Consider the following 14,346-nt stretch of genomic DNA (forward strand, 5'->3'; position numbering starts at 1 on the left):
GGCGCGACGGCCCGCTTCGACGAGCGCTCGGCGGCCGCGGTCGCCCGGCTGCCCACCGTGGTGGGCTTCAAGGACGGCACCGGCGACCTCGATCTGCTCGCACGGATCGTCCCCGCCGTGCGGGAGGCGCTCGACGGGACCGGCAAGGAGTTCCAGTTCTTCAACGGCATGCCCACGGCCGAGGCGAGCCAGCTCGCGTACCGGGCGCTGGGCGTGGAGCTGTACTCGTCGGCCGCCTTCGCCTTCGCGCCCGATGTCTCCCTCGCCTTCCACCGCGCGGTGGAGGAGGGCGACCGGAAGCGGATCGAGGCGCTGCAGCGCACCTTCTTCCACCCGCTGGTCCGGCTGCGCAAGCGGGTTCCGGGGTACGCGGTGGCGCTGGTGAGGGCCGGGGTCACCCTGGAGGGCCTGGAGGCCGCACCGGTCCGCCCGCCGCTGACGCCCCTCACCGCGCCCGAGACCGAGGAGCTGGCCGCCATCATCGCCGAGGCGCGCGCCGTACTCGCCGCCTGAACGCGCGTGAAGGGGTCCCCGGGCGCCCGGGGACCCCTTCGCCGCCTTCGCTCAACCGGTCGCCGGCAGGCCCAGGAGCACGTCGGTGTACGTGAGGACGGCCAGCAGCAGCCCGATGACGCCGAGCGACACGCCCGCCCAGGCGACCGACTTGGTCCAGGGCGCCTGGACCGTCCGGCCGGGCGTCCCGAACGCGGGGCGCGCCAGCACCGCCACGCCCACGATCAGCGCGGTCAGCGCGAACAGGCCTCCCCACAGCGCGCTGGTGTGCCAGGCGTCGCCGTAGATCTCCTTGACCTGGGTGGCGACGGAGGCGTCCGTGGCCGTCTCCAGCTGGCCCACGAGGGTCTCCCGCGCGGCGGCCACCGTGCCCGGCCAGCTGCCGGTGAGCGAGACGAGGCCGAGGGCCGCGGAGACGACCGCGGCGGCGCCCTGCCCGACCCCGGACGGGGTCTCCTCCCCGTCGGCGTCGCCGGCTCCGGGTGCCTCCTGTGCCGCGTCGGTGACGTCGTCGGACCCGGTGGCGTCCACCGCCGCCTCGTCGTGCTCGGTGTCGGCCGCGGTTTCGTCCGCTGTCCTGGTTCCCATGCCCCGCACCGTACGGACGCTCTCTGAGAGTCCGCTTAACGAGCGTGGTGCGCGCGCCACTCCGGGGCCAGCACGGACCAGACCTCCAGGTCGTGGCGTACCCCGTGGTGGAGGTGGGCCTCACGGCGGACGCCGTCCCGGGTCATGCCGAGCCGGCGGGCGACGTCGATGCTCGGCCCGTTGCCGGCCGCCGCGACCCATTCGACGCGGTGGATGCCGCGCTGCTCGACCGCCCAGTCGATGAGCACCCGCATCGCGCGGGTGACGAGCCCGCGCCCGGTGGCGGCGGGCTCCAGCCAGCAGCCGACCTCGCAGCTGCCGTTCGCGGCGTCGAAGTTCAGCGTGAGCACGCCGCCCACGAGCGTGCCGTCCAGCCACAGCCCGTGCAGCGAGGCCGTGTCGGCGGCGCGCCAGTCGGCGTACCGCCGGAGCACCTCCCGGGCGCCGGCCACGTCCGTGGCCTTGGCGGCGAAGGGGACGTACCGGTTGATGAACTCCCGGCCCCGGTCCAGATGGGCCAGGAACTCATCGGCGTGCCAGGGCTCCAGGGGGCGCAGTTCGGCTCCGTCGTCACCCAGTCGTATCGCGTACATCCCGCTGCTGCTCCTCCTCGGCCAGCACGTCCGCCACCCCGGCGTCCGTGGCGGCGGCCAGCCTCTCATGGGCGGCCCGGGCCTCGGGCGGCTCGATGCTGATCCGCGGCAGGATCCGGTCCAGCGAGCGGGGCAGCCACCAGTTGGCGCCGCCGAGGAGGTGCATCAGGGCGGGGACGAGCAGGGTGCGCAGGACGAAGGCGTCGAGGGCGACGGCCGCGGCGAGCGCGATGCCGAACATGGCGATCACCCGGTCGCCGCTGAGGACGAAGGCCAGGAAGACCGAGATCATGATCACGGCGGCGGAGTTGATCACCCGGCTGGTCTCCGCGAGGCCGACGCGGACGGCGCGCCGGTTGTCTCCGGTCTCCAGCCACTCCTCGTACATCCGGCTGACCAGGAAGACCTGGTAGTCCATGGAGAGTCCGAAGAGGACCGACACCATGATCACGGGCAGGAAGGGTTCGATGGGGCCCGCCCGGCCGAGGCCGAGCAGTTCGCTGCCCCAGCCCCACTGGAAGATCGCGACGACGACGCCGAAGGCGGCGGCCACGGCGGCCACGTTCATCGCGGCGGCCTTGAGCGGGATGCCGATCGAGCGGAAGGCGAGCAGGAGCAGCAGACAGCCCAGACCGATCACGACGCCGACGAAGAGCGGCAGCTTGTCGACGATGACGTCGGCGAAGTCGTCGTACCCGGCCGTCACGCCGCCGACGTGCACGTCGAGCGAGGTGCCCGACTCGGCCCGCGGCAGCACGTCGTCGCGGAGCCGGTCGACCAGGTCGCTGGTCTGCTTCGACTGCGGGGAGGACTCCGGTACGACGGTGAGGTACGCGGTGTCGCCGCCCGAGCCGTAGGTCACGGGCGACACCGACGCGACGCCCTCGGTCGCGCGCAGGGTGGTGTCGAGGTTGTCCAGGGTGAGCCGGTCCCCGGCGCCGTCGACGTGGGTGACGAGGGTGAGGGGGCCGTTCACACCGGGGCCGAAGCCGTCGGCGAGGAGGTCGTAGGCCTGGCGGGTGGTGGCCGTCTTGGGGTCGTTGCCCTGGTCGGAGGTGCCCAGGTGCAGCGAGAGGGTGGGCAGGGCGAGGACGGTCATGACGACGATCGCGACGGCGCCGAGCAGCTTCGGGTGGCGCTCCACGAACGCCGACCAGCGGGCGGCGAACCCGGTCGGCACCTCCGGCTCGGGCCCGTGCTCCGCCAGCCGGCGCCGCTCCCGGCGGCTGAGCGCGCGCGTGCCGATCAACGACAGCAGCGCGGGCAGCAGGGTGACGGAGGCGGCGACGGTCAGCACGACGGTGAGCGAGGCCGCTATGGCGACGCCGTTGAGGAAGTTCAGCCGGAGGATCAGCATGCCCAGCAGGGCGATGCACACGGTGGCGCCCGCGAAGACGACCGCCCGTCCGGTGGTGGCGACGGCGTTGGTGGCGGCCTCGGTGACGGTGAGGCCGCGTTTCAGTCCGCGCCGGTGCCGGGTCACGATGAACAGCGCGTAGTCGATGCCGACACCGAGCCCGATCAGCATGCCGAGCATGGGGGCGAAGTCGGCGACGGTCATGGCGTGCCCGAGGAGCACGATCCCGGCGTAGGCGGTGCCGACGCCGACCAGGGCGGTGGCGATGGGCAGCAGCGAGGCGGCGAGCGAGCCGAAGGCGAGGAACAGCACGACGGCGGCGACCAGCACGCCGACGATCTCGGCGACGTGTCCGCCGGAGGACTCGCTGAGCTCGACGGCGCTGCCGCTCAGCTCGACCCGGAGTCCGTCGGTCTCGGCGGCCTCGGCCGTTTTCACCACGGCGGCGGCCTCGCCCGCGTCGATGTCCTTGGCCTGGTCGTCGAAGGTGACCGTGGCGTAGGCGGTGCGGCCGTCCGCGCTGACCCGGCCGGCGCCCTGACCGTCGTACGGACCGCTCACCGCGGCCACGCCGGGCAGGTCCCCGATCCGGTCCAGGGTGCGGGTCATGGTCTGTTCGACGCCGGTGTCCCGGACGCTGCCGGACGTGGTGTGCCAGACCACGGTGTCGCTGTCGCCGCCGAGATCCGGGAAGCCCTCCTCCAGCAGCTGGGTGGCCCGTCCGGACTCGGTGCCGGGCACCTGGTAGTCGTTCGAGTAAGCGGAGCCGGCGGCGAAGGCGCCGGCGGAGACCCCGCCGAGGGCGAGGAGCCAGAGCAGAACGGTGATCAGACGGCGTTGGACACACCAGCGTGCGAGGGCTGCCACGAAACGTGCTCCCGGAGTGACTGAGGTGTGGATCTTTGACCGGGAACAGTTGCGTATGAGCCGAACATCCCGCAAAGAACGCATGGGTAATGCACTGACCACTGTTGCAGGTAAAAATGATCGTTTGTCGATTTCGTGTACTAATTCACATTTCCCGGGCATCTCGGCCGGATCGGTCCCCAGCACCATGACCATGGGTTCCGCAGGCCTACGCGGCGGGGACGGGGACCGGCGCGCGGTGTCCGGCCCCCGGAAATCCGGATGCGGGGGCGCGGGGACGACTGCTAGCGTCGCCCGGTCCGACGTTCCGCGGCAGTCCGCCGCCGGCCGAAGCAGGTGCTTTGATGCTTGTCCGTCCGATCTCCGACGCGACCCCTTCCCCCTTCACGGCCCCAAGGAGCCCGTTCACCGATGTCGGACATCACACCGAACACCCCGCACGACGACCTCGCTAGCCGCATCGCCCTGCCCCGGTACCCCCGCAGCAGCGCCTACGACGCCCGCTGGGCCGTCGACAACCAGATGGGCCCGCACGCGCTGTGGCTGCTGGAGTGGCTCGCCCCGGCCCTCGGCCTCGACACCCTGCGCCCCGGCGCGCGCGTGCTCGACCTGGGCTGCGGACGCGCCATGACGTCGGTCTTCCTGGCCAGGGAGTACGACCTCCAGGTCACCGCGGCCGACCTGTGGATCAGGCCGGACGACAACGCGCGCCGCATCGCCGAGGCGGGCGTCGCCGACCGGGTGTTCCCGGTCCTCGCCGAGGCGCACGACCTGCCCTTCGGGGAGGAGAGCTTCGACGCGATCGTCTCCGTCGACGCGTACCAGTACTTCGGCACCGACGACCTGTACCTTCCGACGCTGACCCGGCTGCTGAAGCCCGGCGGGCGGATCGGGGTCGTCGTCCCCGCGCTGACCGGGGAGATCGAGGGCAGCGAACCGCCGGAGCACCTGAAGCCCTTCTGGGACCCCGCTTTCTGGTGCTTCCACACCCCCGCCTGGTGGCGCCGCCACTGGACCCGCAGCGGGGCCGTGGAGGTCGAGACGGCCGACTGGCTGGAGGACGGCTGGCGGGAGTGGCTGCTCTGGTGCGACGTCGTCCACGAGGAGAGCACGGAGGAGTTCCACGTGCGGATGAGCCGGGAGTGCGCGGAGATGCTCCGCGTGGACCTGGGCCGCACGCTGGGCTTCGCACGCGTGGTGGGCCGCCGCCCCTGACCGCGTGACCGCATGAGGGAGGGGGCGCATCGAATCCGATGCGCCCCCTCCCGCCCCCTTCGGCGATCAGCCCTCGGCGACGCCCAGCTTCTCCAGGATCAGCTCCTTGACGCGGGCCGCGTCCGCCTGTCCGCGCGTGGCCTTCATGACCGCGCCGACCAGGGCGCCGGCCGCGGCCACCTTGCCACCGCGGATCTTGTCCGCGATGCCCGGGTTGCCGGCGATGGCCTCGTCGACGGCGGTGCCCAGGGCACCCTCGTCGGAGACGACCTTCAGACCGCGCTTGTCGACCACCTCGTCGGGAGTGCCCTCACCGGCGAGCACGCCCTCGATGACCTGACGGGCCAGCTTGTCGTTGAGATCACCGCCGTTCACCAGTTCGGTGACCCGGGCCACCTGCTCCGGGGTGATCGCCAGCTCGTCGAGTCCCTTGCCGGACTCGTTGGCGGCACGGGCCAGCTCGCCCATCCACCACTTGCGGGCGGAGGCCGCGTCGGCACCGGCGTCGATCGTGGCGACGATCGGGTCCAGCGCACCGGCGTTGAGGATGGCCTGCATGTCGGTGCCGGAGACGCCCCACTCCTCGCGGAGCCGGTTGCGGCGCACCAGCGGCAGCTCGGGCAGGGCGGAACGGATCTCCTCGACCCACTCGCGGGGCGGGGCGACCGGCACCAGGTCGGGCTCCGGGAAGTACCGGTAGTCCTCGGCCTCCTCCTTCACGCGGCCCGAGGTCGTGGACCCGGTGTCCTCGTGGAAGTGACGGGTCTCCTGGATGATCGTGCCGCCCGAGGAGAGGACCGCCGCGTGCCGCTGGATCTCGAAGCGGGCCGCGCGCTCCACGGACCGCAGCGAGTTGACGTTCTTCGTCTCCGAGCGGGTGCCGAACTTCTCGGTGCCGTGGGGGCGCAGCGACAGGTTCACGTCGCAGCGCATCTGGCCCATCTCCATGCGGGCCTCGGACACGCCGAGCGCCCGGATGAGCTCGCGCAGCTCACGGACGTACGCCCGGGCGACCTCGGGGGCGCGCTCGCCCGCTCCCTCGATCGGCTTGGTGACGATCTCGATGAGCGGGATGCCGGCGCGGTTGTAGTCCAGCAGGGAGTGGGAGGCGCCGTGGATGCGTCCGGTGGCACCGCCCACGTGCGTGGACTTCCCGGTGTCCTCCTCCATGTGGGCGCGCTCGATCTCCACGCGGAAGGTCTCGCCGTCCTCCAGCTGCACGTCGAGGTAGCCGTTGAAGGCGATCGGCTCGTCGTACTGGGAGGTCTGGAAGTTCTTCGGCATGTCCGGATAGAAGTAGTTCTTCCGGGCGAAGCGGCACCACTCGGCGATCTCGCAGTTCAGCGCGAGACCGATCTTGATCGCCGACTCGACGCCGGTCGCGTTGACGACCGGGAGCGCGCCGGGCATGCCGAGGCAGACGGGGCAGGTCTGGGTGTTCGGGTCGGCGCCCAGGGCGGTCGAGCAGCCGCAGAACATCTTGGTGCGGGTGCCGAGCTCGACATGGACCTCTAGGCCCATGACGGGGTCGTACGACGCCAGCGCGTCCTCGTACGACACCAGGTCAGTCGTGGTGGTCACGGTGAAACTTCCCTCTCAGCCCAGCAGGACGTCGTCGTCGCCGAGGCTCTTCAGCTCGCGGTAGAGGATGGCGAGGTTGGTGACGACCGCGGCACCGGTGACGACGGCGTCGAGCAGCCGCAGCGTGTCGTTCTCGCCACGCGCCTTCTTGATCTGCTTGTACACACCGACGGCGCCGAACGCCGAGGTGGCCATGGAGACGTACAGACCGGACTTGGACTTCCTGAAGCCCTTGGCCTTGGACAGTGCGCTCACAGCGACGGTGCCTCCTCGATCAGCGGGTGGCCCCACTTTTCCACGAAGGCGGCCTCGACGGCGGCGCCGACCTTGTAGAGCCGGTCGTCCTTCAGGGCGGGGGCGATGATCTGCAGACCCACCGGCAGGCCGTCCTCGGGGGCGAGGCCGCAGGGCAGCGACATGGCCGCGTTGCCCGCCAGGTTGGTGGGGATGGTGCACAGGTCGGCGAGGTACATCGCCATCGGGTCGTCGGCGCGCTCGCCGATCGGGAAGGCGGTGGTCGGGGTCGTCGGGGAGACGATCACGTCGACCTGCTCGAAGGCCGCCTCGAACTCCTGCTTGATCAGGGTGCGGACCTTCTGGGCGCTGCCGTAGTACGCGTCGTAGTAGCCGGAGCTGAGCGCGTACGTGCCGAGCATGATGCGGCGCTTGACCTCGTCACCGAAGCCGGCCTCACGGGTCAGCGAGGTGACCTCCTCGGCGGAGCGCGAGCCGTCGTCGCCGGTCCGCAGCCCGTAGCGCAGGCCGTCGAAGCGGGCGAGGTTGGAGGAGCACTCGGAGGGCGCGATCAGGTAGTACGCGGAGAGCGCCAGGTCGAAGGACGGGCAGTCCAGCTCGACGATCTCGGCGCCCAGCTCCTTCAGCAGCTCGACGGACTCGTCGAACCGCTGGACGACACCGGCCTGGTACCCCTCGCCGCGGAACTGCTTGACGACGCCGACGCGCATGCCGGCGACGCTGCCGTTGCGGGCGGCCTCGACGACCGGCGGGACCGGGGCGTCGATGGAGGTGGAGTCCATCGGGTCGTGCCCGGCGATCACCTCGTGCAGCAGGGCGGCGTCCAGGACCGTACGGGCACAGGGCCCGCCCTGGTCGAGCGAGGACGAGAAGGCGACCATGCCGTACCGGGACACGGCGCCGTAGGTCGGCTTCACACCGACGGTGCCGGTGACGGCGGCCGGCTGGCGGATGGAACCGCCGGTGTCGGTGCCGATGGCGAGCGGCGCCTGGAACGAGGCGAGCGCGGCGGACGAGCCGCCGCCCGACCCGCCGGGGATCCTGGTCAGGTCCCAGGGGTTGCCGGTCGGCCCGTAGGCGCTGTTCTCGGTGCTGGACCCCATGGCGAACTCGTCCATGTTGGTCTTGCCGAGGATGACCACGTCGGCGGCCTTCAGCCGCTTGGTGAGCGTCGCGTCGTACGGCGGGATCCAGCCCTCGAGGATCTTGGAACCGACCGTGGTCGGGATGCCCTCGGTGGTGAAGATGTCCTTGAGCGCGAGCGGGACGCCGGCCAGCGGACCGAGCTTCTCGCCGCGGGCCCGCTTCTCGTCGACGGCACGCGCCTGGGCGAGGGCGCCCTCACGGTCGACGTGCAGGAAGGCGTGCACCTTCTCGTCGACGGCCTCGATCCGGGCCAGGTGCGCCTCGGTGACCTCGACGGCCGTGAGCTCACCGGAGGCGATCTTCTCGGCGGTCTCGGCGGCGGTGAGCTTGATGATGTGATCGCTCATGGCGGGTTACTCCTCCCCCAGGATCTGCGGCACCTTGAAACGCTGCTGCTCCTGGGCCGGGGCGCCGGAGAGCGCCTGCTCGGGGGTGAGCGAGGGACGGACCTCGTCCGGCCGCATGACGTTGGTCAGCGGGAGCGGGTGCGAGGTCGGCGGTACGTCTTGGTCGGCGACCTCGCTGACGCGGGCGACCGCGCCGATGATGTCGTCCAGCTGGCCTGCGAAGTGTTCGAGCTCTTCGGGCTTCAGCTCCAGACGCGCCAGCCGGGCGAGGTGGGCGACCTCCTCGCGCGTAATGCCAGGCATGCAGCGATCCTCTGGGGTGAGTGTGTGTGGTTTGGGGCCAATCCTATGGGGCGGGGGGCCGTGCCCGTGAAACCCTTTCCCCGGGCCCGCCCCGTCGGACGCCGTACGGCGTTTCTCCGCCTGCGCCGGAAGGCCGGGGACGCTTCGCGTCGCCGGCGAGCGGGGGTGGTTTCGCGGGTTGCCCCGCGCCGGTGCCGGGTGGGATCACGCGGCCCGGCGCCTTGCGGGTGCCCCGCGTCGGTGTGGGCCGGAGGTGTTCGCGCAGCCCGGCGCTTGCGGGGTGCCTCCCCCAGAGGGGGTACCCCCAGCGCCCACCCGTGCCGCCCAAGCGGCACGACTGCCCGCGGGAGCGGTCGCCTGCCTGCGGGAGCGGTCGCCTGCCTGCGGGAGCGGAGGCGGCGGCAGCGGCTGCCCGCAGGAGCGGCGGGGCGGCGGCAGATAGCCGCGTACGGCGGGAAGGGGTCGGGGCGGGGGTGGCCGCCCGCAGTGGCCGGCGCGTCCGCGCCCCGCACCCCCTCCAAGTGACGTGATCCGCGCCGGTCCGAGGACGGCCACCCCCGACCCGGCCCCGCCCCACCCACCGGACAGCGGGCGCCGCCCAAGCCCTCACCGGCCCGACGCACCGCACCGCAGGCACCCCACCCGCACCCCACCGAAGCCCCGGGCGGCCACGCCCACCCCCACCGGACCGAACACCGCACCGCAGGCAGACCACCCGCACCCCGCCCAAGCCGCAGGCGCCACGCCCACCCCCACCGGCCCGACGCACCGCACCGCAGGCAGACCACCCGCACCCGCGGGGGCTATTCGTCGCCCGTAGTCGTCGCGGCCGGAAGCGCGGCGGCCGGGCGCTGCCAGCCGCGCGAGCCGCGGGCGAGGAGCCAGGCCGTCGTCTCCTCGGGCGGCATCGCCGCGGCGACCAGCCACCCCTGGACCGCGTCGCAGCGAAGATCCCGCAGCCGCTCCCACGTCTCGTCGTCCTCGACGCCCTCCGCGACGACGAGCAGCCCCAGCGAATGCGCCAGATCGATGGTGCAGCGCACGATCTCCGCGTCCTCGGCGTCCAACGCCAGCCGGGCCACGAACGACCGGTCGATCTTCAGCTCGCTCACCGGCAGCCGCCGCAGATGCACCAACGACGAGTACCCCGTACCGAAGTCGTCCAGCGACATCTTGACCCCGTGCCCGGTCAACGCGTTCAGCGTGTCGGCCGCACGCTGCGGATCCTCCAGCAGCACATGCTCCGTGATCTCCAGCTGCAGCGCCCCCGCCGGCACCCCGTGCCGAGCCAGCCGCGCCGCCACGGAGCCCGCGAAGCCGGGCGTGTGGACATCGCGCGGAGACACGTTCACGGCCACCGGCACGAACAACCCCTGGGCACGCCACGACGCGACCTGCCCCAGCGCGGTCTCCAGCACGTACTCGGTGAGATGCGGCATCAGCCCGGACGACTCGGCGATCGCTATGAACTCGTCCGGCGGCACCTTCCCCCGCTCCGGATGCACCCACCGCACCAGCGCCTCGAGCCCCGCGACCTGCCCGTCGAACCGGACCTTGGGCTGGTAGTGCAGCTGCACCTCGCGAGCGTCCAGCGCCCGCCGCAGATCACCCAGCAGCCCCAGCCGGTCAGGAGTGTTGGAGTCCCGCTTGGACTCGTACGCCTCGACTCCCGTACGGTCCCGCTTGGCCTGGTACATCGCCACGTCCGCCCGCCGCAGCAGCCCCTCCGCGTCGTCCGCGTGGTCGGGAAAGACGGCGACCCCCGCGCTCGCCTCCAGGACGAGGGTGAGCCCGTCGAGGTCGAGCGGGGAGCTGAGGGCGGCGACGAGGCCGCGGGCGACACGGGTCGCGGACGTCGTGGAGTCGGCGACGGGCAGTAAGACGGCGAACTCGTCACCGCCGAGCCGCGCGGCCTCCGCCCCGCGCGGCAGGGCGAGTCTGAGCCGGTCGGCTATCTGCAGCAGCAGCCGGTCACCGGCGAGGTGACCGAGGGTGTCGTTGACCGACCGGAACCGGTCCAGGTCGATCAGCATGAGCGCGGCGCGGGCACCGATCCGCTCCGCGTCGTCCAGCGCGGTCCAGATGCGTTCCAGCAGCCACTGCCGGTTGGGCAGTCCGGTCAGCGGATCGCGCAACTGCTCCTCGGCCCGCGCGCGGGCTATCCACAGGGTGGAGTCGAGGGCGATCAGCGGAATGGAAAAGAGCGGCAGCAGCACCGGCTTGGCGACCGCGACCACGCACACCAGGGGCGTGATGCCGAGCAGGGCGACCGCGACGAGCCCTTGGCGGACCAGGGCGGTACGGGCCACGGTGGGCAGCCCCGCGCGCGGGGTGTGCAGGTACCAGAGCAGGGCGCGCGTGACGACGAGGTACGCGGCGGCGACCAGCACCACCTCCGGGGCGGTGTACAGCGTCCAGGTGTCCGGAGTCGACGGCGACTCGACGGACGGCACGGAGCCGAACGCGGCCAGCACCAGCGCACCGGCGCCGATGCCGAGCAGATCCACCGCGCCGTGCAGCACACCCTGCCGCCAGCGGCCCCGCCGGGCCATGCCGACCAGTACGACGACGGTGAGGCTGACCATCCCGGCCGGGACCCAGCCGTAGAGCAGCAGCACGGCAAGGGTGAGGGCGGCACCCGAGCCGGTGCCCCCCCACCACCGGGAGCGGCCCAGCATCACCAGATGGCCGACGATGATTCCGGTCAGCACGGCCAGGGACCAGCCGACGGCCCCGGACGGGAAGAGCGCGTACCCTCCGGTGAACGCCCGCAGGAAGCCGGCGCCCAACACGAAACCGGCGGCGGCGACGACCGCCGTGGGCAACGCGGGCCAGGACGGGTGCCGTTCCGTGTCCGCCCCGGACAGCTCCGCCAGCCCGGTACCGTGCCCGGCGGCCGACTGCCCGACACCGCGCACGTCCGCACCGCGCACGTCCGCACCGCGCACGTCCGCACTACGCACGTCCGCACCGCGCACGTCCGCGGTACGCGCCCCGGTACGCCCCTTTGCGCCCGGTCGCCCCGCGGGCCGCCCGTCCTCACGGCCGCGCAGCCATGCGACCGCCATGCGGCGCAGACGCAGCCGTGAGCCCGTGGCGGCGCTCTCGGTCGGTTCCATTCCCGTCCCTCTCCCAGCCGGCGGTGCCCACGCCACGCGGCCCGATGCCCGACGACTCTCAGCGGCTCCGCGGTGGAAAGCCCTTACCCCGGACCTCTCACGAGTGCGGGGTTGCCCCGACCGCAGCTGGGCACGGCAGGCGCACCTCTCAACAGTAGGCCGCACAGGGCCTGTACGGGCACCGGTCGCCGACGGTTGCCCGAATGCGCCCCAGCCACCCGTATGCATCTGGTATGCACCGATCGAGTGGGCTTCAACCGCTACTCCTCGGCCGAAAGAGCGACGTCCGCCGCGGCCTCCGGGCCTTGCTCCAGGAGGACGTTGAAGCCGTCCTCGTTCAGAACCGGCACCTTGAGCTGCATCGCCTTGTCATATTTCGTCCCTGGATTGTCACCCACGACGACGAACGAGGTCTTCTTGGAGACGGATCCGGTCACCTTCGCCCCCTGGCTCTGCAGCGCCTCCTTCGCGCCGTCCCGGGTGAAGTGCTCCAGCGTCCCGGTCACCACGACGGTGAGCCCTTCCAGCGGACGCGGCCCCTCGTCCTCCCCCGATCCCTCGTCCTCCATGCGGACGCCGGCCGCTCTCCACTTGCGGATGATCTCGCGGTGCCAGTCCTCGGCGAACCACTCCTTCACGGAGCGGGCGATGATGTCGCCGACCCCCGGGGCCTCCGCCAGCTCCTTCTCGGTGGCCTGCTCGATGCGGTCGACGGAGCGGAACTCACGGGCCAGCGCCTCCGCCGCGACCGGACCGACGTGACGGATCGACAGACCGGTCAGCACGCGCGCCAGCGGACGCTCCTTGGCCGCCGCGATGTTCGCCAGCATCGCGACCGCGTTCTTCCTCGGCTCGCCCTCCTGGTTGGCGAAGACGGTGGCGATCTTCTCCTCGCCGGTCTTCGGGTCCCGCTTGGGCAGTCCGCTGTCCTGGTCGAGGACGTACGCCCTGATGGGCAGCAACTGCTCGACGGTGAGGTCGAAGAGGTCGCCCTCGTCCTTCAGCGGCGGGTCCTCCGGCTCCAGCGGCCCGGTCAGCGCCGCCGCCGCGACATAGCCGAAGTGCTCGATGTCCAGCGCCTTGCGCCCGGCGAGGTAGAACAGCCGCTCCCGCAACTGGGCCGGGCACGTACGGGCATTGGGGCAGCGCAGGTCGACGTCGCCCTCCTTCATGGCCTTCAGCGGCGTACCGCACTCGGGGCACTCGGCCGGCATCACGAACTCGCGCTCGCCGCCGTCCCGCAGGTCGGCGACCGGGCCGAGGATCTCGGGGATGACGTCACCGGCCTTGCGCAGCACCACCGTGTCGCCGATGAGGACGCCCTTGGCCTTGACCACGTCCTGGTTGTGCAGCGTGGCGAACTCCACCTCGGATCCGGCCACCGTGACCGGTTCGACCTGGGCGTAGGGCGTGACCCTGCCCGTACGCCCCACTCCCACCCGGATGTCGACCAGCCTGGTGTTGACCTCCTCGGGCGCGTACTTGTACGCGATGGCCCAGCGCGGGGCGCGCGAGGTGGTGCCGAGGCGGCCCTGGAGCGGGATCTCGTCGAGCTTGACGACGACGCCGTCGATCTCGTGCGCCACGGAGTGCCGGTGCTCGCCGTAGTGGGCGATGAACTCCCTCACCCCGGCGAGGTCGTCGACCACCCTGTTGTGCGGGGAGGTCGGAAGTCCCCAGGTCTTCAGCAGGTCGTAGCCCTGGGAGAGGCGGGTCATGCCCCGGTAGCCCTCCAGGGCGCCGATGCCGTGGACCACCATGTGCAGCGGGCGGGTGGCGGTGACCCGGGGGTCCTTCTGGCGCAGCGAACCGGCCGCCGCGTTGCGCGGGTTGGCGAAGGGCTTGTCGCCGGCCGCGTTCAGCCGCGTGTTGAGCTCCTGGAACTTCTCCATCGGGAAGTAGACCTCGCCGCGGATCTCCACGAGGTCGGGGACCTCGTCGCCCTTCAGCCGATCCGGGATCTCGGCGATGGTGCGCACGTTGGGCGTGATGTCCTCGCCGGTGCGGCCGTCGCCGCGGGTCGCCGCGCGGACGAGCCGGCCCTTCTCGTAGGTGAGGTTGACGGCGAGGCCGTCGACCTTCAGCTCGCACAGGAAGTGGTACTTCTGCGCGCCCAGCTCCCGGTGGATGCGCTCCACCCACGCGGCGAGGTCGTCGTCGTTGAACGTGTTGTCCAGGGAGAGCATGCGCGAGCGGTGCTCGACGGAGGTGAACTCCGTCTCGTACGCCCCGGCGACCTTCTGGGTCGGCGAGTCGGGGGTGCGCAGCTCGGGGTGCTCCTCCTCCAGCGCCTCCAGTTCGCGCAGCAGCCGGTCGAAGTCGGCGTCGCTGATGACGGGGGCGTCGTTCACGTAGTACCGGAAGCGGTGCTCCTCGATCTGCTCAGCGAGCCTGGCGTGCTTCTCCCGTGCCTCGGCGGGCACGCTCGTCGTCTCCGCTTGCTTGTCGCCGGCCACCGTGTG

Annotated in this window: 11 protein-coding genes; 2 read left to right on the plus strand and 9 right to left on the minus strand. The window is 72.0% G+C overall.

Going from position 1 to position 14,346, the window contains the following annotated elements:
* Nucleotides 1-48: 48 nt before the first annotated feature.
* Nucleotides 49-513, plus strand: coding sequence for a dihydrodipicolinate synthase family protein (locus tag ACFY3N_RS26385; RefSeq protein WP_390819298.1), 465 nt, complete (start codon nucleotides 49-51; stop codon nucleotides 511-513).
* Between the two features lie 51 nt (nucleotides 514-564).
* On the opposite strand, the gene ACFY3N_RS26390 is transcribed toward ACFY3N_RS26385, so the two are convergent.
* From ACFY3N_RS26390 to ACFY3N_RS26400, 3 genes are read right to left on the minus strand one after another with little or no spacing between them, the layout of a single operon-like run.
* A complete protein-coding gene (locus ACFY3N_RS26390) occupies nucleotides 565-1,101 on the minus strand; it encodes a hypothetical protein (RefSeq protein WP_390819213.1) in 537 nt (178 codons plus the stop codon).
* A gap of 35 nt (nucleotides 1,102-1,136) precedes the next feature.
* A complete protein-coding gene (locus tag ACFY3N_RS26395; RefSeq protein WP_390819214.1) occupies nucleotides 1,137-1,694 on the minus strand; it encodes a GNAT family N-acetyltransferase in 558 nt (185 codons plus the stop codon).
* Entirely contained in the window at nucleotides 1,672-3,918 is a 2,247-nt protein-coding gene (locus ACFY3N_RS26400) for an MMPL family transporter (RefSeq protein WP_390819215.1), read from the minus strand. The genes ACFY3N_RS26395 and ACFY3N_RS26400 overlap by 23 nt, the downstream gene beginning before the upstream one ends.
* Before the next feature lie 411 nt (nucleotides 3,919-4,329).
* Between ACFY3N_RS26400 and ACFY3N_RS26405 the strand changes: the two genes are divergently transcribed.
* On the plus strand, nucleotides 4,330-5,133 hold the full coding sequence (locus tag ACFY3N_RS26405) for a methyltransferase domain-containing protein (RefSeq protein ID WP_390819216.1): 804 nt from the start codon (nucleotides 4,330-4,332) through the stop codon (nucleotides 5,131-5,133).
* A gap of 66 nt (nucleotides 5,134-5,199) precedes the next feature.
* On the opposite strand, the gene gatB is transcribed toward ACFY3N_RS26405, so the two are convergent.
* The 6 genes from gatB to ligA form a co-directional block, all read right to left on the minus strand.
* Entirely contained in the window at nucleotides 5,200-6,714 is a 1,515-nt protein-coding gene (gene gatB, locus ACFY3N_RS26410) for an Asp-tRNA(Asn)/Glu-tRNA(Gln) amidotransferase subunit GatB (RefSeq protein WP_390819217.1), read from the minus strand.
* 15 nt (nucleotides 6,715-6,729) lie between these two features.
* The gene (locus ACFY3N_RS26415) at nucleotides 6,730-6,969 is read right to left on the minus strand and encodes a hypothetical protein (RefSeq protein WP_390819218.1); all 240 of its coding nucleotides are present in this window, start codon (nucleotides 6,967-6,969) and stop codon (nucleotides 6,730-6,732) included.
* Nucleotides 6,966-8,462 (minus strand): Asp-tRNA(Asn)/Glu-tRNA(Gln) amidotransferase subunit GatA, encoded by a 1,497-nt coding sequence (gene gatA / locus ACFY3N_RS26420; RefSeq protein WP_390819219.1) that lies wholly within the window; start codon nucleotides 8,460-8,462, stop codon nucleotides 6,966-6,968. Before gatA ends, ACFY3N_RS26415 begins: the two co-directional genes overlap by 4 nt.
* 6 nt (nucleotides 8,463-8,468) lie before the next feature.
* Entirely contained in the window at nucleotides 8,469-8,765 is a 297-nt protein-coding gene (gene gatC, locus ACFY3N_RS26425; protein ID WP_003973500.1) for an Asp-tRNA(Asn)/Glu-tRNA(Gln) amidotransferase subunit GatC, read from the minus strand.
* A gap of 803 nt (nucleotides 8,766-9,568) precedes the next feature.
* Nucleotides 9,569-11,884, minus strand: coding sequence for a putative bifunctional diguanylate cyclase/phosphodiesterase (locus tag ACFY3N_RS26430; protein ID WP_390819220.1), 2,316 nt, complete (start codon nucleotides 11,882-11,884; stop codon nucleotides 9,569-9,571).
* Nucleotides 11,885-12,144: 260 nt separating this feature from the next.
* A complete protein-coding gene (ligA, locus tag ACFY3N_RS26435) occupies nucleotides 12,145-14,340 on the minus strand; it encodes an NAD-dependent DNA ligase LigA (RefSeq protein ID WP_390819221.1) in 2,196 nt (731 codons plus the stop codon).
* Nucleotides 14,341-14,346: the final 6 nt, after the last annotated feature.

The sequence above is a fragment of the Streptomyces sp. NPDC000348 genome (genome assembly GCF_042898795.1).
Taxonomy (GTDB): Bacteria; Actinomycetota; Actinomycetes; order Streptomycetales; family Streptomycetaceae; genus Streptomyces.